Annotated in this window: 15 protein-coding genes; 8 read left to right on the top strand and 7 right to left on the bottom strand. The window is 41.3% G+C overall.

Going from position 1 to position 17,892, the window contains the following annotated elements:
* Positions 1 to 82: 82 nt before the first annotated feature.
* On the bottom strand, positions 83 to 1,900 hold the full coding sequence (locus tag DDZ16_RS04910; RefSeq protein ID WP_109263326.1) for a MutS-related protein: 1,818 nt from the start codon (positions 1,898 to 1,900) through the stop codon (positions 83 to 85).
* 255 nt (positions 1,901 to 2,155) lie between these two features.
* On the opposite strand from DDZ16_RS04910, the gene ric reads away from it, so the two are divergent.
* From ric to DDZ16_RS04885, 5 genes are all read left to right on the top strand, one after another.
* Positions 2,156 to 2,878 (top strand): iron-sulfur cluster repair di-iron protein, encoded by a 723-nt coding sequence (ric, locus tag DDZ16_RS04905; RefSeq protein WP_109263325.1) that lies wholly within the window; start codon positions 2,156 to 2,158, stop codon positions 2,876 to 2,878.
* Between the two features lie 237 nt (positions 2,879 to 3,115).
* Positions 3,116 to 3,559: an RrF2 family transcriptional regulator gene (locus tag DDZ16_RS04900; RefSeq protein ID WP_109263324.1), complete on the top strand. Its 444-nt coding sequence runs from the start codon at positions 3,116 to 3,118 to the stop codon at positions 3,557 to 3,559.
* Positions 3,560 to 4,127: 568 nt separating this feature from the next.
* Positions 4,128 to 4,784 (top strand): HD domain-containing protein, encoded by a 657-nt coding sequence (locus tag DDZ16_RS04895; RefSeq protein WP_109263323.1) that lies wholly within the window; start codon positions 4,128 to 4,130, stop codon positions 4,782 to 4,784.
* Between the two features lie 412 nt (positions 4,785 to 5,196).
* Positions 5,197 to 5,688: a hypothetical protein gene (locus tag DDZ16_RS04890; protein ID WP_232526555.1), complete on the top strand. Its 492-nt coding sequence runs from the start codon at positions 5,197 to 5,199 to the stop codon at positions 5,686 to 5,688.
* 231 nt (positions 5,689 to 5,919) lie between these two features.
* Positions 5,920 to 8,055 (top strand): glycoside hydrolase family 97 protein, encoded by a 2,136-nt coding sequence (locus DDZ16_RS04885; RefSeq protein ID WP_232526554.1) that lies wholly within the window; start codon positions 5,920 to 5,922, stop codon positions 8,053 to 8,055.
* A 77-nt stretch (positions 8,056 to 8,132) separates the two neighbouring features.
* On the opposite strand, the gene DDZ16_RS04880 is transcribed toward DDZ16_RS04885, so the two are convergent.
* From DDZ16_RS04880 to DDZ16_RS04870, 3 genes are all read right to left on the bottom strand, one after another.
* The gene (locus tag DDZ16_RS04880; RefSeq protein WP_109263321.1) at positions 8,133 to 9,029 is read right to left on the bottom strand and encodes a polysaccharide deacetylase family protein; all 897 of its coding nucleotides are present in this window, start codon (positions 9,027 to 9,029) and stop codon (positions 8,133 to 8,135) included.
* Positions 9,016 to 10,902, bottom strand: coding sequence for an ATP-binding protein (locus DDZ16_RS04875; RefSeq protein ID WP_109263320.1), 1,887 nt, complete (start codon positions 10,900 to 10,902; stop codon positions 9,016 to 9,018). The genes DDZ16_RS04880 and DDZ16_RS04875 overlap by 14 nt, the downstream gene beginning before the upstream one ends.
* Positions 10,903 to 11,173: 271 nt before the next feature.
* Positions 11,174 to 11,782 carry a riboflavin synthase gene (locus tag DDZ16_RS04870; RefSeq protein ID WP_109263319.1) on the bottom strand — a complete coding sequence of 203 codons (609 nt, stop codon included), beginning with the start codon at positions 11,780 to 11,782 and terminating at the stop codon, positions 11,174 to 11,176.
* A 126-nt stretch (positions 11,783 to 11,908) separates the two neighbouring features.
* Here DDZ16_RS04870 and DDZ16_RS04865 point away from each other — a divergent pair, with 126 nt between their 5' ends.
* The 3 genes from DDZ16_RS04865 to DDZ16_RS04855 are packed head-to-tail and all read left to right on the top strand — an operon-like array spanning position 11,909 to position 15,722.
* A complete protein-coding gene (locus DDZ16_RS04865; protein WP_109263318.1) occupies positions 11,909 to 12,316 on the top strand; it encodes an OsmC family protein in 408 nt (135 codons plus the stop codon).
* 18 nt (positions 12,317 to 12,334) lie between these two features.
* Positions 12,335 to 13,342: an NAD-dependent epimerase/dehydratase family protein gene (locus DDZ16_RS04860; protein ID WP_109263317.1), complete on the top strand. Its 1,008-nt coding sequence runs from the start codon at positions 12,335 to 12,337 to the stop codon at positions 13,340 to 13,342.
* Between the two features lie 7 nt (positions 13,343 to 13,349).
* Positions 13,350 to 15,722, top strand: coding sequence for a penicillin-binding protein 1A (locus DDZ16_RS04855; protein ID WP_109263574.1), 2,373 nt, complete (start codon positions 13,350 to 13,352; stop codon positions 15,720 to 15,722).
* Here the strand turns inward: DDZ16_RS04855 and DDZ16_RS04850 are convergent.
* The 3 genes from DDZ16_RS04850 to DDZ16_RS04840 all read right to left on the bottom strand — a co-directional run bounded on the left by DDZ16_RS04850 (position 15,706) and on the right by DDZ16_RS04840 (position 17,762).
* Complete coding sequence (locus DDZ16_RS04850) at positions 15,706 to 16,065, bottom strand: MmcQ/YjbR family DNA-binding protein (RefSeq protein WP_109263316.1); 360 nt, start codon at positions 16,063 to 16,065, stop codon at positions 15,706 to 15,708. The two genes, DDZ16_RS04855 and DDZ16_RS04850, sit on opposite strands and share 17 nt — an antisense overlap.
* A 249-nt stretch (positions 16,066 to 16,314) precedes the next feature.
* Positions 16,315 to 16,683 carry a YraN family protein gene (locus tag DDZ16_RS04845; RefSeq protein ID WP_109263315.1) on the bottom strand — a complete coding sequence of 123 codons (369 nt, stop codon included), beginning with the start codon at positions 16,681 to 16,683 and terminating at the stop codon, positions 16,315 to 16,317.
* A 173-nt stretch (positions 16,684 to 16,856) separates the two neighbouring features.
* Positions 16,857 to 17,762: a S66 peptidase family protein gene (locus DDZ16_RS04840; RefSeq protein WP_109263314.1), complete on the bottom strand. Its 906-nt coding sequence runs from the start codon at positions 17,760 to 17,762 to the stop codon at positions 16,857 to 16,859.
* Positions 17,763 to 17,892: the final 130 nt, after the last annotated feature.

Raw genomic sequence — 17,892 nt, 5'->3', positions numbered from 1 at the left:
AGGGAGAAGCAGAGTTGAGTTTTAATCCACGATTGTAGGTTTAAGCTTTTAAAACGGGCCTTTTGAGTTGTTGAAGATCTTTTTAGTCACTGGATGTTAAACCCATTTTTTTCATCAGGAATGAGGCATTCTGCTTTTGGCTGATACCCGGTTTTAATTTGTAATCAAAAGCAAGTTTATCCTGGACCAATTCCACTTCAAAGCAATAATTGGTGGCGATCCCTGGATATTCATTCTCCAACTCTCCAATGCCTAAATCGTGGGTGGCAATTAAAACAACTGCATTCAGGCTGATCAGTTTTTTTAGCAGGCCGTAGGAGCCGTTGTGCTTGTCAAGGCTATTGGTGCCCCGCAATATCTCGTCCATGATAACAAGAGTTTTAGGATTCTTCTTCACATACTCTGCGATGCTTTTAAGCCGTTGCAATTCGGCATAGAAGTAGGATTCATGCTTGGCCAGAGAATCGCGAATGTTGATGCTGGAGCGGACATCGGATGGGGTAAAACTCATTTGGCGGGCACAAACCGGAGCCCCATTCATCCCCAAAATCATATTGACAGCCAGGGTTCTTAAAAAGGTACTTTTTCCGGCCATGTTGGCCCCTGTGATGACCAGTATATTGGGTTGCCCCGAAAAACTTAGGTCATTTCCTACAACTTCTGATAATGGAATCAGTGGATGCCTGAGGTCTTTGCCCTCGAAAGTAAATTCTCCGTTTCTGATTTCAGGGAAGATGGTATGGCTGCTATTATTAAATGCAAATGTGGCCATACTAATTAGGGCGTCCATTTCAGAAAGGCTAGAGGACCACTTCCTGGCGTTATCTTTGTGTTGGGATTTCCATCTGTCTAATGCCATTATCATATGGAAATCGAAAAGGAAAAGCACGTTAAGAACAAACCCCATGATCATATTCAGGCGGTAATCAAACTTTTCCAGAAGCAAAAATAACTTCTTCAATATCTCACTGGATCTCTTTTCAGAACTGTTGACTGTTTTTTGTAAACTGACCAAGAACGAAGAGGTAACCTTAAATTTCTCTATTAGAGCCAACAATTGGCTGTATTTTCGCAGGGTTTTAGCACTTTTACCCAATTGGTCGTGAGCTTGTTGGGTGGCTTTGCTTTTTCTGCCTGTCAGAAAGAAGGCTCCAAAAATTGGAACGATTAGCAGTGAGGAATTCAGGTAGTCAAAGATGGTTCCAATAATCAAGGCGGTCAGAAAACCCGGCCACAGCCAACCTGCCCATTTGATCCATAAACTATGATCGACGGGGGTGTCCAACCATTCTTCCAGGCGCTCTGCTTCGTTGGTTTCAATTCCTGCAAGCGCGCCATAAGCTCTGAAGTCTTCACGAAAAGTGTTTTTTTCTGAAAGTTCACGAATGGCTTCCTGCCTTGCTTCAATGATCTCTGCTGATTTTTCCGGTTGAGAGAGCTGACTGGCCAGCAGATTCCGTCCCGGCCGGGTGATGGTGCGATTCAAATATTGAAAAAGGGAGCCTTTACCAAACAAATCAAAATCGCCCGATAATTCGGGGTTAAGCTCGGATAAATCTCCTCCGCCATCGAACTTTTTATATTCATGATTCAGGTATTTCAGTTCATCTTCATTGACTTTTAACCGGGCTTTGAGCATTTTTTGTTTGCGTGCCAGTTTTAGGTCCCACACAACTGCCAAAATGAACAGCACAAGAAATAATAACGAAAGCAAAAGGTAAGTGTCATCAAATCTTGATTTTACCAACCACAGTCCCATTGCCACCAGGCCTACAAATGAGAGCAGCCGGGCGGGCGGTGTAAACCTTAAATATTTGTTGAGTTTATTTAGGTGAGAGTTAATTTCCTTTATTCGCTGTTTGTAAAATTGTTTGGTCTCCATCGCCTGTAAATGTTGCATTTTTTGACGCTTGAAAGATACAACAGTTCGTTAGATTAAAGGGAAACAGGAATACAATTTATTCGGAACACAATGGATTTGATTTTCTACCGGCACCTGTTGCGCCATTGTTCCGGTAAGGTTGGCCTATGCCCGGTTTCTGGGAGTATTCTTTTTGAGTCCCATCTTAACACATATTTAAAAGATAAAAAGACCCCCTTGTCCTTTTAAACAAAAACTCTATATTTGCATCATCAATCATTAAAACAAGACGCTATGCAAATAGATGAAAATACCATTGTAGGAGACATTGTAAAGGAGAATTACAAAGCAGCACCTGTTCTTGAGAATCATAATATTGACTTTTGCTGTGGCGGTAACATTACTCTGGATGAAGCTTGCAAAAATGCTTCGGTGGAGGTAGATCAGCTGATTCCCAAACTGGAGACTCTGATGCAGGAGGAGGATTTTGATGCCCGTTTTATTCAAAGTCTGGAGTTGGATCAACTGGCCGATTACATTGAAAAGAGACATCACACGTATGTAAAGGAGAAAATTCCTTTTTTGAAGGCCAAGCTGGAAAAACTGGCCGATGTTCATGGAGAAAATCATCCCGAGCTGGTAGATGTAAAGAAAATGTTTTTCGAGAGTGCAGAGAATTTGAGTATGCACCTGATGAAAGAAGAACTGGTGCTTTTCCCCCAGGTTAGGAAGTTGGTGGCCGCAAAAAAGGGTGAGAAAGTAGATCTTAGTCAGCTCCAGGGAGTAGATTCTCCCATACAAGTGATGTTTGCAGAGCACGATGCAGAGGGTAATCGTTTCAAAACGATTTCTGAAATTACAAAAGGTTATCAGGTTCCGGATGACGGCTGCAATACCTACGAAGTGACCATGCGCACGTTGCAGGAGTTTGAGGAAGACCTGCATCGTCACATTCACCTCGAGAATAATATTCTTTTTCCAGAGGCGGTGAAACTGGAGGTAGCCTATGGTGCATAGAGCACAGTGCATGGAGAGAGTGTATGCTGCAGATAGGATTGCTAAGTGAAGAGTATGAAAGGATATTGGACCAATTATGAACGAAGAAGACGGGGTGTTGAGTTCTGCCTGATTTATCTAAAGCCCCCTGGAGTTTAGCAATATATTCTTTTTGTCTAAAGCTCTCTGCTTACTTGCTCTCTGCTTTTGTCAAAAAGTCCTATCTTTGCACAACTTCATAAACAACACATTAGTTACATGCTTTCAAAGAGTTCGGAATACGCCATAAGAGCAATGGTTTCGGTGCAGTTGCAAAACTGGGAAAATAAAAGGCCCGGAGTAGGTGATGTGGCTGAACACATCGAAGCTCCGGTGGCCTTTACAGCCAAAATTTTGCAAGCGCTTACCAAAAGCAAGTTGCTCCACTCTGCCAAAGGCAGGGGTGGGGGTTTTTTCTTTTCCGGGGAAGATGAGGATGTAACACTTTTCCAAATCATTCAGTGTGTGGAAGGAGAAGGGATTTTTCACCGGTGCGGTTTCGGGATGAAGAGTTGCAGCGATGATAATCCTTGTCCCCTTCATGATCAATATCTGGAAGTCAGGGGTGGTTATGAGAGGATTGTGAAGAATTCGACAATCCAGTCTTTAGCTGCCAAAATCCGGGACGGTAAAGCTGTGCTAAACAGTGTGATGGGGCACTGATTTTAAGCCTGCACTGAACTCATACCTTCTATTTGCTGGGGCAGGGGGCTTTGAAAAGGGCAACATTATTCACTGCGCCCTATAACTATCAACTATATTCTTCCAATGGCTAAAGGAAAACTTTTTAAAAAGCTCCACCGTTGGCCAGGGCTGATATTGTCATTTGTTCTTTTGATTAGCCAATTTCATATAATCAAGTGCAAAGAAATTCGAGTTTATTGTGAAATAACCTTGCACTTAAGTGTTTGTTGAGGTGTATTAAGGTTTCGATAGATAATAATATAAGCGTTTTTCAGCGCTCCCTGTGTAAGTTTATATTTATATTCCATTGGATGAATATCATTTGGGGAATGATCCAAATAAGTTGTATCATTGGGCATTGAAATTCGGAGTAAACCACTTTTTTCAGTCAATATTATTATCAATACTCCGTTGAAATTTCACAACATGCTTGTTCAACTGTTTGCAAGTGCATGTTGGTTTAGGTTAATTTACAGGTTATCAGTGTTTTAGTATTTGTCTTGCATCTAACCTGACAGGTGTCTAAAACTCTAACGATCTATTGATTATGACACAATCTCAACAAAATATTATTGATTCTACAGTTGCATTTGTTAGAGAAACTCTTCAGGGAGCTGAAGGTGGTCACGACTGGTGGCATATTTACCGTGTTTGGAATTTGTGCAAAACCATTGCTGAAAAAGAACCCTGCGATCGGTTTGTGGTAGAGATAGGTGCCTTGCTTCACGATATTGCAGATGCCAAATTCCATGATGGTAACGAAGAATTGGGGCCTCAGGTAGCATGTGAATTTTTGATGAATCTGGGAGTAAAATCCCATATTATTGACCATGTTCGCAACATCATTCTCCACGTGTCTTTCAGAAAAAGAAATAACAATAGCTTTAAGTCCATTGAACTGGATATAATTCAGGATGCCGACCGCCTTGATGCAATGGGGGCTATTGGCATTTCTCGTACATTCAATTTCGGTGGCTACAAAAACCGGGAAATTTACAATCCCGAAATTCCCGCCAAAGTTGGTATGACTAAAGAGCATTATAAGAATAGCACAGCTCCCACGATCAATCATTTCTATGAAAAATTGCTTTTGTTAAAAGATCTCATGAATACCCAAACAGGAAAATCAATAGCTAAAAGGCGGCATCAGTTTATGATTACTTACCTTGATCAGTTTTATGAAGAGTGGCAGGGGCGATCTTAGAATTTGTCGACGCAGTGTATATGTCTTCCATCATCATCGGAAAAATAAATTTTGGGGAATTAAGACAGGAGCTGCTGAAAAAGTCAAAAGGGCAGAATTTACAAGCCGCCCAATCGAAGTATTATTGAGATACTTCGAGATTGTGGTGGTGAATTAAATTTGGTTCTTTTGATTAGCCATTTTCATATAATCAAGTGCAAAGAAATTCGAGTTTATTGTGAAAAAACCTTGCACTTAAGTGTTTGTTGAGGGGGTAATGTTTTAATAGCTAATGATATAGGCGTTTTTTGGTGCTCCCTGAAATATAGTGCAAACAAGAAATCTCAAGTCTGTTTTAAGAACGCTTCATCTTCGAGGCTTGCCAAATAGGAGAAGAATGGAGTTTTCTTGCGGAGGCATAAAAATAATTCTTATGCAGAAATTAAAAAAACAAGGGCTCAACATTCTGAAAATGGTTCACCTTTTATTTGTGGTGATGTGGATAGGGGGTGCCATTGCTTTAACAATCGTTCTTTTTTCAGTTCATCCGGAAACCGGAGACGGGTTGTATATGAAATCACGAATCATTCAAATCATCGATGATTTTATAATTATCCCCGGTGCCATGGGGAATCTTTTGATCGGTATCATTTATGGGGTATGGACAAGGTTCGGATTTTTTAAGTTTCGCTGGATGATCGTAAAGTGGATCTTAACGGTAGCTCAGATTCTGTTTGGAACCTTTTTTCTTGGACCCTGGGTTAATGAAAATGTGAAAATTGCAGATGAACTGGGAAAAGCTGCCTTCTCCAATGATACTTTTCAGCATAATCTGGAAATGAATGCCATTTGGGGTACAGTTCAGTTGTTGTTATTACTTTTTGTACTTGTTGTCTCTGTTCAGAAGCCCTGGAAGAATAGTTAACTTTTCCGAAAACCTTTGCGGAGCTCCGGTGAAAAAATATTATCGTGCTTTTTTACATTTTTTAAGTAGTTGATGGTGTTTTTTACTTGTTGGAAGTCAGGTGTTTGTAAAGATTCTTTGATGTTTGGGGATTGCTTCATCTGGCTATGCAGTAGATATTTGTGTTACCTAGTATGGTATCTTTGTAATAGCACACAATTAAAGTTTTATGTAATCCCTAAAGTATTTAGTATGAAAAAACTTCTTTTTACTATGGTAATCTCTTTTATGGCTGTTTGGGCTCAGGCTGCTGAGCTTAAGTCGCCGGATGGCAGTTTTCATCTTTCATTTGAGGTGAAAGACGGAGTTCCCGTATATAAGTTAGACCTGAATGATCAACCGGTGGTTCTCGAAAGCCGCCTGGGTTTTGAACTAAAAGATGCAGAGAATCTTTTGGATGGATTTAAACTCACCAAAGTAGATGAAAGTTCTTACGATCAGAGCTGGGAACCGGTTTGGGGAGAAGTTAAAGAAATTCGCAATCACTATAACGAGCTGGCTGTAACTCTTGAGCAGGAAAAGACAGGCCGCATTATGATGGTGCGTTTTCGTTTGTTTAACGATGGATTGGGTTTTCGATATGAATTTCCTCAGCAGGATAATCTTACTTACTTTGTAATTACTGATGAGAAAACCCAGTTTGCCATGGCTGGTGATCATACCGCTTACTGGATCCCGGGAGATTATGACACCCAGGAGTATGATTATACGACTTCCAAGCTCTCCGAAATTCGCGGACTGATGGATCAGGCCGTTACCCCCAATGCCTCGCAAACACCTTTTTCTGATACAGGTGTTCAAACCGCATTGATGATGAAAACGGATGAAGGGTTGTATATCAACCTTCACGAAGCTGCATTGATCGAATATTCATGTATGCATCTGGATTTGGATGATAAAAATATGGTGTTTGAATCGCACCTGACACCCGATGCCGTAGGCAATATGGTATACATGCAGGCTCCCAGAACCACTCCCTGGAGAACGGTCATTGCCAGTAAAAATGCAGGTGACATCTTGTTATCTCATATTACCCTTAACCTGAATGAGCCTTGTGTTTATGAAGATGTTTCGTGGATTAAACCTGTTAAATACATTGGTGTTTGGTGGGAGATGATTACCGGCAAGAGTTCCTGGGCTTATACCAATCTTCCTTCGGTAAAACTGGGTGAGACGGATTACTCCACTGTGGAGCCTAATGATAATCATGCAGCAAATACTGCCCATGTAAAAGAGTACATCGACTTTGCTGCCAGGCATGGCTTTGATCAGGTGTTGGTCGAAGGCTGGAATATTGGCTGGGAAGACTGGTTTGGAAAATCCAAAGACTATGTTTTTGATTTTCTGACGCCATACCCTGATTTCGATGTTGTTGAACTTCGTGAATATGCCAAAAGCAAAGACGTAAAACTCATGATGCACCACGAAACTTCAAGTTCCGTTCGCAATTATGAGCGCCATATGGATGAGGCATACCAATTCATGGTTGACAACAATTACAACTCGGTAAAAAGTGGATATGTTGGTGACATCATTCCCCGTGGGGAATACCATTACGGACAATGGATGGTGAACCACTACCTGTATGCTCTCAAAAAAGCAGCAGACTATAAAATCATGATCAATGCTCATGAAGCTGTGCGTCCTACAGGGGTTGCCAGAACTTACCCAAACCTTATAGGAAATGAATCGGCCCGTGGTACTGAGTATGAAGCATTCGGCGGTAGCAATCCTGATCATACCACTATTTTGCCATTTACTCGCTTGATTGGCGGACCAATGGACTACACACCTGGCATCTTTGAACCTGATGTGAGCAAGTATAATCCGAATAATAATTCTCATGTAAATACCACCATCGCCCGTCAGCTGGCATTGTATGTTACCATGTACAGCCCGCTGCAAATGGCTGCTGATTTGCCTGAAACTTACAATAAGCATCTTGAGGCTTTTCAATTTATCAAAGATGTTCCGGTAGATTGGGATGATACCAAAGTGCTGGAAGCTGAACCGGGTGATTTTATTACTTATGCCCGTAAAGAGAAGGGAACCGGCAATTGGTTTGTTGGACGTACCAATGACGAGGAAGTCCGCGTTTCAGAAATCAGTTTCGACTTTTTGGAACCGGGTAAAAAGTATGTGGCGACTATTTACGGAGATCAGAAAAATGCTCATTATAAGACCAATCCTAAGGCATATGAGATCAGAAAATATTTGGTTACCAGTAAGTCTGACTTGAAGCAGCGTTGCGCTCCGGGGGGAGGCTATGCCATAAGTCTGTTGGAAGTTAAAGATAAAAGCGAAACCAAAGGGTTGAAGAAGTTATAAGCAATGAATAGGGCTGATTTTTAGATTTGTTGATTTTGGAGATACCCTCAAGCCAAAGCGGTTTGAGGGTGTTTTATTTATAAGCCGGAATGTCTCCTTGTCCGTTTTTGCCTGCCTAAAAATGTTTTCACAAATGCCCATAAACCGGACGATTTAACCAGTAATTCAGAGATAGACCCTTGGTCTGGCACCGAAATGCGTTTCAGACGATAAAGGTCGCATCCTGATTTGTTGAATCCTACATCTAAAGTTACGGCAGCTTTGTACCCTGCTTTCTGACAGAGTCGAATGTCTCGTTCGCTGTACTCCCCATTAGGGAAAGAAAACAGATTGCATTCAATACCTGTAATGGCTTCAATATTTTCTTTCGAAAGATTAATTTCTCTTGAAGCTTTGGCATCGTTGCATTTAGGCAGAATTGGATGAAACAAGGTGTGTGAACCAAAAGTAACCAATCCACTGGCTTGCATCTCCCGGATCTCATCTTTGTTGAGAATGACTCTTTCACTGAATTCCCTGGTTTCTTCAAAACCTTTATGCTTCAGTTCTGCCATCCGGCCGGAGTCCGATACTTTTTTTAAGGACTCCTTTTTACGGCGGTTATCAACAAATGAAAACCAGGGTAAAAACATAGTATCAATGAGCCCGCTCATCAGAAATATCGCTACCGGAGTCCGGAGTTTTTTTATGACAGGCAGTAAGTCAAAATTACTTTTCCATCCATCATCCAATGTTATAATCATAGATTTTGTTGGCAGATCTTCTGTTTTTCCACCTTGAAAATTCAGGAAATCGTCAAAAGAAATAAAGTTATACCTCTTTCCCAGTTCCAGGATCGCTTTTTCAAAAAAAACCGGATTTGGTTGGTGAAACATTAGGATGGTTACTTTTCTCTTTTGGAGAGTATTTCTTGTAAAGGCTGAAATGCCAGAATAACGAATGTTTTGAAAAAGTAGTTTGTTAAGAATACGCATTAGGTTCGTGTTCGTGTAAAGGAAATGAAACGGTAACGGTTGTGCCTTCTCCCGGTGTGGAGGTTAACTCAATGGTTCCTTCCAGGAGCAACGCCAAGCCGCGGGCATTGGTAAGTCCTATTCCTGCCCCGTCGTAAACGCGGTCGTTGGTTTCTATGGCTTTGCAAAACTTCTTGAATACCAATTCGGTTTTATCACTTGATATGCCAATGCCACTGTCAGAAACACTTATCTGAAAATGGTGGTTCGTTTTTTGGCATAAAAGCGTTATGCCGCCGGAGTCGGTAAACTTAAAAGCATTGTCCAAAAGGTACCTGATAAGTCTTTTTAGCAACGAGGGGTCGCTTGTCAGACTTTGCTCACAAGAGTCCGAAAGGGTTCTGAAAAACAGATGCGGTTTCTCGGTTTTTCGTCTGTTTTCAAATTCCTCATTAAGTTCCCATAAAACCTGTTTGATGTTTACCCTGCTTAACCGAACCGGGGTTTGCCCTTTTTCAAGTTGCGAAAAAAGCAGGGTGTCTTCAATAAAACGTACCAGTTGGTTACTATTGTATGCAATGTGAGAAAAAAACTTTTCCCGCTCATCTGCAGATGAAGCCGGGTCTGCCATAAGTTCCGAAAAACCGACAATGGCCATTAAAGGGGTACGTATTTCATGGCTGAGATTTTCAAGAAAGGAGGATTTTAATCCGTCTGATTCCTGTGCCCGTTCTTTTTCCCTTCGAAGCTTTTGTTGAGTAAGGCTCAATTCCTCAAAGTTTTTCTGCAGGGCATTCATCATTTTGTTAAAATGATTGCCGAGCTCCTCCATTTCATCTTTGGTGTGTATATCTGCTCTTACGCTTAAATCCCCATTAGTGGCTTTTCTGAATTTTATTAATAATTTCTGAACCGGATTGGTAATGTAATTACTAAAGGAAATGGCCAGAATTACAGCAACCGAAAATCCCAGTGCAAAAATGATCATTAGCGTATAAATCAGGTTATCCACACCGGAAAAAAACTCTTCTTCCGAAACAGAAAAAGCTACGGTCCAATTATTGGATAGTCTTTCAGTGGAAATGGCCCATTGGTTGGAGCCGTCTTCCATAAAAGCAAACTCATTCCCGGTTTTAACCACATTCTCTACTGCCTCCCTGTCCTTTAAAGTTACGCCCGGGGAATCATTTGATGCGTAGACAATCTCGCGGTTTTCATTTAAAAGAAAAAGGTGACCTGTTGCAAAAGTATGCACAGAATCCAGTAAAGATCCAAGCTCCGGGAACTTTATATCTGAACCCAGGCATCCAATAAAGACGGAATCGATATTTACGGCTCGTGAATAGGATATCAATTCCATTTCCCATTTTTGCCAGTAATAGGGGTCAGTCCAGGTTTGCCCTTTAGCCCGGGCATTTGTCCACCAGTCCATGGTGGGGTGTTGTAAGTCTTTTTGATTTATATCATACTCTTTAATTCTTGAATAAACCCCGTTTTGGTTTTTATCCACAAAGCTTATGGTATGAGCTCCCGGCACTTTTTCTGAATCAAAAACAATCCAAAGACTCATAGGTCTTAAAAGATGAAGGATTTCAGAAACCTGAGGGATAAACTTTTCTTTAAACTGGTTTAAAGATTGCGGATCTTTGAAGTCTTCCTGCAGATTAAAAGAACTTCGTAATGCTGCTTCAAGGGCTTTTGATGTAGCTTGCGTTTCGGAGATTTGATTTTCAATGCTTTCAGATGCCAGCTGAGTGAGTTGACGCATTTGAGTGACTGCATCATTCTGGGCTTTGTGTTGTGCAAAGTAAATTCCCGGTAAGCCTGCCAAAAGAATGGCTACGGCGACCAGAACAACCATTAGCACTATCAGTTTTCGTCGATATCCATACATTATCAGCACCCGGTTTTTTGTTAGGGAAGAATATCCAATTTAGAAAAAAATGTTCAGAGGTGCTAATAATGTATGTTAATATTTGATCGGGGACTAAGAAACTGTTTAAATTTTGTTTTTGGAGGATGTTTTTGAAGAATTGAGTTCTTAGACAAGTCAAAATTGACACGAATAGCAACGCTATTTAAGGAGATTTTGACGAAGTATAAGAGCTCAAGACCAGGAAACATCCCAAAGGATAAAACTTAAACAGTTTCTAAATCCGATTGGTTTATTGTTGCCGGAAATGCATGATTCGACTGATGTATTTTCCTAATATATCAAACTCAAGGTTTATTACTGTGCCCTCTTTTATTTGATGGAAGTTGGTGTATTCGTAGGTATAGGGAATAATCGCCACGGAAAATTTGTTATCACGGCTGTTTACGACTGTCAGACTTACTCCATTCACACAAACGGAGCCTTTTTCCACAGTCATGTATCCCTGGGATGCCATTTCCTTATTGATGTCGTACTGAAAAGTAAAATACCAGCTTCCGTCGGCTTCTTTGACTTCAGTGCATCTTGCTGTTTGATCCACGTGCCCTTGAACGATATGTCCGTCAAGCCTTCCATTCATGGGCATGCTACGCTCGAGATTTACTTTATCTCCGGGTTGTAAAAGCCCCAAATTCGATTTTTCTAGTGTTTCACCAATGGCGGTAACGGTATAGTTGTCGCCCTCTTTTTTTACCACTGTCAGACAAACACCATTGTGCGAAATACTTTGATCAATCTTCAGTTCGCTGGTGAACGAACACTTAAGGGTCAAATCCACATTTCCCTTGTCTTTTTCAACCGCAACCACAGTAGCAGCTTCTTCTACTATTCCTGAAAACATAATGAAATATTGTTGGTTTTACATCGTTTTTAACACAGAAAAGCAGTTTTCCCGCTTTTTGTATTTACAGATTCGCTAAATTAGAAACAATTTTCGTAGAACACCAATTGCTAAATCAACAACTTTATGTCTGTAACAATAAAAAGCCGTTATTTGGGCAACCTGAGAGTTGAAAGCACTCATTTGCAGTCGGGCAATCAACTTATTACCGATGCGCCTTTGGATAACAGGGGAAAGGGTGAGGCCTTTTCTCCCACCGATCTTCTGGCCACTTCTTTAGGCAGTTGTATTATGACTATAATGGGGATTACTGCTATGGACAATAACATCGATATTGAAGGCACTGAAGTGGATGTCACAAAAATAATGGCAAGTGACCCCCGGCGAGTTTCAGAGATTGTAGTAGAATTTTATTTTCCGGACAGAGGATATACTGCTGACCAAGAGCAGATTATCGAAAAAGTGGCCGGAATAAGTCCGGTGCCTCTTAGTCTGGCTCCGAAATTAAAACAGACTATTCGATTTCACTGGTAAAAAATTACCTTTGTATTTATGATATTACTTACAGGAGCAACCGGATTAGTGGGATCACATATCCTCTACACCCTCGTATCCCGAGGTGAAAAAGTTAAAGCCACAAGAAGAGAGAACAGCAACGTTGAAGAAGTAAGGAAGCTTTTTCGTTTTTACGCAGGAAAGGAGGCTGATGATTTATTTAACTCGGTTGACTGGATTTATGCCGATCTCTCGGATTACGGGGCATTAGAAGAGGGCCTTGAGGGAGTGAATTATGTTATTCACTCTGCTGCAAAAGTATCCTTCAATCCTCGTGAAGCCCAAAGTATGTTAAGGGTAAATGCAGAGGGAACAGCCAATTTGGTTAACGCTTGTCTGGAGAAAGGTGTTTCAAAATTTTGTTACGTAAGCTCCATTTCTTCATTGGGAAGGCATCCCGAAGGAAAAGCTGTTGATGAAAAAGTGGAATGGCAACCCGATGATAACAGGTCGGCATATTCTCATAGCAAATTCAGAGCCGAGATGGAAGTCTGGCGGGCATCAAAAGAGGGACTTCCGGTGATTATTCTCAATCCTTCTTTGGTGATTGGACCTATTGACTGGAAACGCAGCAGTGGTCGCCTTTTCTATTCTGTGCGCAAAGGAATGCCTTTTTATACTACGGGGATTACCGGATTTGTTGATGTTCGTGATGTTTCGGAAGCTGTGGTAAAGTTAATTCACAGCGATGTGGTGAACGAGCGTTTTATTCTTAATGGAGAGAATCTGAGTTTTAAGGATTTCTTTTCAATGGTGGCAAAATCACTTGATAAACGACCTCCTTTTTTTAAAGCCACTAATTGGATGACAGAGATTGGTTGGCGTGCCAATCATCTTCTGTGTTCGATTGCAGGCAAGGTTCCTGCTCTTACAAGTGATACTGCCAGAGCTGCTCATAGCAAAGCTTACTATTCCAACCAGAAATTTTCAAAGGCTTTCAATTTTCAATTTAGGCCAATAAAGGAAGCCGTTGAGAATGCGGCCCAATGGTATTCAGAAAATTAATTTCTTGATGAAGCATAAGACAAAACCGGGAAAAACATCTAAGAACCCGAGAAAATCGGGGGGAGTTCGTTTTCGAAATTGGCTGCTCAAATCTTTGTTAAAGCTTTTTATTGCCGGCGTTGCGTTTCTGGCAATATTTCTTTCATTGGTTTACATCGGCCTTTTTGGAAAGATACCGGATACTTACCAATTGAGTAAGATCAGGAATCATTCGGCTTCAGAAGTTTATTCCTCCGACGGGGAAATGATTGGTAAGTTTTATGTTGAGAATCGCAGAAGCATCGAGAATAGCAATATTTCCGAGCATGTTATTAATGCTTTGGTGGCCACAGAGGACAGTCGCTTCTTTGAGCATAAGGGACTTGACTACATAAGCATGGGCCGGGTTCTTGTGCATTCTGTTTTACTGGGCGACAGGGCTCAGGGTGGTGGAAGTACAATAAGTCAACAATTGGCTAAAAACCTTTATCCCAGGAAGGATTACAAGTTTCTTTCTCTTCCCGTAAATAAAGCACGGGAAATGTTTACAGCTGCCAGACTTGAGGATATTTACACAAAAGCGGAAATTCTTAACCTGTATCTTAATACGGTTCCTTTTGGAGAAAATATCTATGGAATAGAGGTGGCAGCAAACCGCTTTTTCAGCAAATCTTCATCCCGACTTCAGCCGCATGAAGCTGCAACCTTAATCGGTATGCTGGCCGCAAATACTTATTACAATCCACGCCTTCATCCCGATCATAGCCAGAAACGGAGGAATATTGTCCTGGACAGAATGGTGGACCAGCAGTTTCTCACGAGAGAACAGGGGGAGAGCTATAAGAATAAACCGTTAGGGCTTAATTACCGGGTTCTGGATCATAACAATGGTCCGGCTCCTTATTTTATGGAGCATGTAAGGCTTCAGGCAGAACGAATTTTGGAGGAGCAGTATGGAGATTCTGTCAGTTTGTTTGAAGATGGTTTGAAGCTTTATACAACAATAGATTCCAGACTCCAGAATTTTGCTAATGAGGCTATGCATTCTCATATGATTAACCTTCAGTCTGAGTTTGATAAACATTGGCGCGGAAGGAAACCCTGGGAGGGGCATCCGGAAATATATGTTTCAGCTCTTAAGAAAACCAAGCGTTACCGTGCGATGCAAAAGAAGGGCATCAGTGAGGCTGAAATAATCAAAAAACTTGAGCAGCCGGTTCAAATGTCAATCATTAAGAATGGAAAAGAACAAAAGGTTGAGATGTCACCCGCCGATTCAGTGGCTTGGGCATTAAAACAACTGCATTCAGGGTTTTTTGCGGTAGATCCTTCCGATGGTCAGGTTTTAGCCTGGGTTGGTGGCACCAATTTTAAATTTTTTCAGTATGATCACGTTTTGTCCAGGAGACAGGTAGGAAGTACTTTCAAACCCTTCGTTTATGCCACAGCACTTGAGGAGGGATACGAGCCTTGCGAATACATAAGCAATGAAAAAAGAACTTATAAAAGGTACGATGACTGGTCGCCTTCAAACAGCGATGGAGAGCATGATGGTTTTTATTCCCTGCAGGGGGCTCTCATAAATTCGGTAAATACAGTTACTGCTGAACTTACTATTGAAACAGGTCCGCATGATGTAGCTGATCTTGCTCACGTTGCCGGAATAGAAAGTGATATTCCTGATGTGCCTTCTATCGGACTGGGAACTGCTAATTTGTCACTTTATGAGATGGTAAGTGCTTACACTGCCTTTGCCAATTATGGCAATGGGATAGAGCTTAAAAGTCTCACAAAAATTGTTGATGCGAAGGGGAAAGTGCTTTATGAAGCCAAACCTGCTAAATTGCGGGAGGCTGCTTTTGAGGAGAGAACTGCCAGGTTTATGGTGCATATGTTGAAAGGGGTGGTAGAAAGAGGGACCGGAAAAACACTGCGCACTGTTTACGGGCTTAAAACAGAATTGGCCGGAAAAACCGGGACAACCCAGAACAATGCCGATGGTTGGTTTATAGGCTTTACCCCAGGACTTGTCGCGGGAGCATGGGTGGGGGCAGACAGCCCCGGTATCCGATTCCGGTCCACGGCACTGGGACAAGGTGCTCATATGGCTTTGCCCATATTTGCCCGCTTTATGCAAAAAGTGGAAGCATCAGGCCCTTCTTATGGTATCGGGCGAAGATCTTTTTACCCGCTGCCGGAAGAGCTTCTTTCAGATGTCGAATGCCCTGATTTTTCTGAAGAGGATCCTGACCTGAATTTCTTCGAAAGGCTGTTCAGGAGTAAAAAAGAAAAAGCCAGGGAGAGTAACAAAAAAGAAGAGGATAAAAAGGAAGAAAAGAAGAAAGATAAAGGTAAATCACTCCTCGAAAAGATGAAAGATATTTTCAGGAAAAAAGATTAGCCAATTCTTCCTGCTCTTTCCGGGTCATTCCTTTTATTACAAGGTCGTAAGAGTCTCGAATCCATTCATGTATTAGTTTGTCGGTAATCGAACCGTCAATGTGTATCGTGTTCCAGTGTTTTTTGTGCATGTGATGGCCCGGCTTTACGGCAGGATGTTGTTCTCTTAGTTCAATCGCCTTTCCCGGGTCACATTTCAAATTGACAAAAAGTGACTCTTCCAGGTCTGTAAGGGCAAACATTTTCTTGCCCACCTTAAAAACCAATGTAGTTTCATTAAATGGGAGACATTCTGATGTGCCCGGCAGAGACAGACAATATTCCCGGAGTTCTTCAATATTCATGTTGGTTTATTTTGGTATGTGTATCCTTAATCGGTTTCCTTATTCACTATTTCAACTCATTATCTTTAAGCAATAGATAGTTAGTCCCGATGCTTCGGGATAGATATTAGATGAAAGAAAAATCATAAACAATTGATAATCCGAGCATTAAACTAAAAAGTCAATTGCCCATAAACAATTGATCCAAAGCTCATTGCAATCCCGAACCATCGGGGTAACGGACTATTATTTAAGTATAAAGATCTGATTTTATGCCATTGGGTAAAAAGCTTCAACAATATGCTCCAGTTCCCACTCATCATCGTCGCGATGAGGAACCCAGCAAATAAGATCAAAACGTGTTTCGCAATCCAATTCATTCTCCAGTATATAAGCCTCGGCAGCATAGGCGATGGCATTTATCTTAGCCGGGGTAATGCTCTCCCTGGGATGTTCATGGTATTCTGAATCTCTGGTACGCACTTCAACTATGACCAGCTGATCATCGTCCCAGGCTATGATGTCAATCTCCTTTCGGTCAAACCGATAATTTCGTGAGGCAATCCTGTAGCCCTGATCTAAAAGATAAGTGGCAGCTTTATCTTCTCCTTTCTTGCCAAGTTCGTTGTGTTGAGCCATAATTTAAGGTGGATTTTAATAACTGTAAATAAGAATGTAAGTCTTTTGGAAATTACATTTCTTAGTTAATTGATTTTAAAATGGTTATTTTGAAAGTTTTGGTATTGAATGGATTTTAGTTTTAGTCAGCTTACTATCAACTATAACTAATGACTATATCTAACCACTAACGACTATACATAAACCATCATGCCCCCTTCATCATTGACCTGTATGTGAGCCTGGGCTCCCAAAAGAAGTGGTTCGTTAGGTGAACTGTGCCCTGAGGGAAAATCAAAAATAACCGGATAGGCATAGTGTTGAACTGCTTCATAAATTATTTCATTGGCAGACTTGCCAAATGGGGTGAGATTGTCCTTCATGTTAGTAAACTGTCCCACTACCAGCCCGGTAAGATGCTCCAGTTTTCCACTTAGCTTGAGGTTGTGCATCATGCGATCGAGGTGGTATAATTGTTCTCCTACCTCTTCGATAAAGAGAATTTTTCCGGCAGGATCAAAATCATATTTGGAACCACTTAAATTACAAAGCAAAGATAAATTACCTCCAATTAATTGTCCACCCGCAGTGCCTTTGCGGTTAAGGTGGGAAGGTTGGGTCTTGTAATCCACATCATGCCCCAGAAGCAGATCAATTAAATGTTCGCGGTCCTGGCTCTTTTCATGATCCAGATTTACGGGCATTGGACCGTGGATGGAAGCTACATTATAGATATTTTGCAGTGCCGAATGAAAAACAGTTATGTCGCTAAAACCAACAAGCCACTTGGGGTTCTCCGGCATATTTGAAAAATCCAGATTTTCAAGAATCCTGATGGCTCCGTATCCACCCCGGCAGCACCAGATGACATCTACTTCAGGATCGTCTATCATGGTTTGCAAATCCCGGGTTCTTTGATCATCCGTCCCTGAAAACTGATAATATTCCTTATCAGGATACGCCCCTCTTTTACTTCTGAATCCATTGGCCTCTATAAACTTTTCAGCCAGATCGATGTATTTTGTATCTAACTTTCCTGCGGGAGCAACCAAGCCGAAAAGAGCTCCTTTCTTTAAAAATGGCGGTAAAGCTATTGACATATCTTATTGCTTTGGGGACAAGATTTTAACATCTTTGGTTATCTTTGTGAAGTTAAACAAAACCTGGCTTTTTTGCCTGGTTTTTTATGTTTTTTAAAACCAATGGGTTTTAATGTTTTTATAGCCAGAA

This window comes from Marinilabilia rubra (assembly GCF_003121985.1).
Lineage (GTDB): Bacteria > Bacteroidota > Bacteroidia > Bacteroidales > Marinilabiliaceae > Marinilabilia > Marinilabilia rubra.
This window is presented reverse-complemented; position numbering and strand designations above follow the sequence as displayed.

Excerpts from the sequence above, each read along its gene's own strand:
- DDZ16_RS04860 (WP_109263317.1), top strand. The coding sequence starts at position 12,335 with ATGATATTACTTACAGGAGCAACCGGATTAGTGGGATCACATATCCTC.
- DDZ16_RS04850 (WP_109263316.1), bottom strand. The coding sequence starts at position 16,065 with ATGAATATTGAAGAACTCCGGGAATATTGTCTGTCTCTGCCGGGCACA.
- ric (WP_109263325.1), top strand. The coding sequence starts at position 2,156 with ATGCAAATAGATGAAAATACCATTGTAGGAGACATTGTAAAGGAGAAT.
- DDZ16_RS04880 (WP_109263321.1), bottom strand. The coding sequence starts at position 9,029 with ATGCGTATTCTTAACAAACTACTTTTTCAAAACATTCGTTATTCTGGC.
- DDZ16_RS04840 (WP_109263314.1), bottom strand. The coding sequence starts at position 17,762 with ATGTCAATAGCTTTACCGCCATTTTTAAAGAAAGGAGCTCTTTTCGGC.
- DDZ16_RS04910 (WP_109263326.1), bottom strand. The coding sequence starts at position 1,900 with ATGCAACATTTACAGGCGATGGAGACCAAACAATTTTACAAACAGCGA.
- DDZ16_RS04845 (WP_109263315.1), bottom strand. The coding sequence starts at position 16,683 with ATGGCTCAACACAACGAACTTGGCAAGAAAGGAGAAGATAAAGCTGCC.
- DDZ16_RS04895 (WP_109263323.1), top strand. The coding sequence starts at position 4,128 with ATGACACAATCTCAACAAAATATTATTGATTCTACAGTTGCATTTGTT.
- DDZ16_RS04865 (WP_109263318.1), top strand. The coding sequence starts at position 11,909 with ATGTCTGTAACAATAAAAAGCCGTTATTTGGGCAACCTGAGAGTTGAA.
- DDZ16_RS04875 (WP_109263320.1), bottom strand. The coding sequence starts at position 10,902 with ATGTATGGATATCGACGAAAACTGATAGTGCTAATGGTTGTTCTGGTC.
- DDZ16_RS04900 (WP_109263324.1), top strand. The coding sequence starts at position 3,116 with ATGCTTTCAAAGAGTTCGGAATACGCCATAAGAGCAATGGTTTCGGTG.
- DDZ16_RS04870 (WP_109263319.1), bottom strand. The coding sequence starts at position 11,782 with ATGTTTTCAGGAATAGTAGAAGAAGCTGCTACTGTGGTTGCGGTTGAA.
- DDZ16_RS04885 (WP_232526554.1), top strand. The coding sequence starts at position 5,920 with ATGAAAAAACTTCTTTTTACTATGGTAATCTCTTTTATGGCTGTTTGG.
- DDZ16_RS04890 (WP_232526555.1), top strand. The coding sequence starts at position 5,197 with ATGCAGAAATTAAAAAAACAAGGGCTCAACATTCTGAAAATGGTTCAC.
- DDZ16_RS04855 (WP_109263574.1), top strand. The coding sequence starts at position 13,350 with ATGAAGCATAAGACAAAACCGGGAAAAACATCTAAGAACCCGAGAAAA.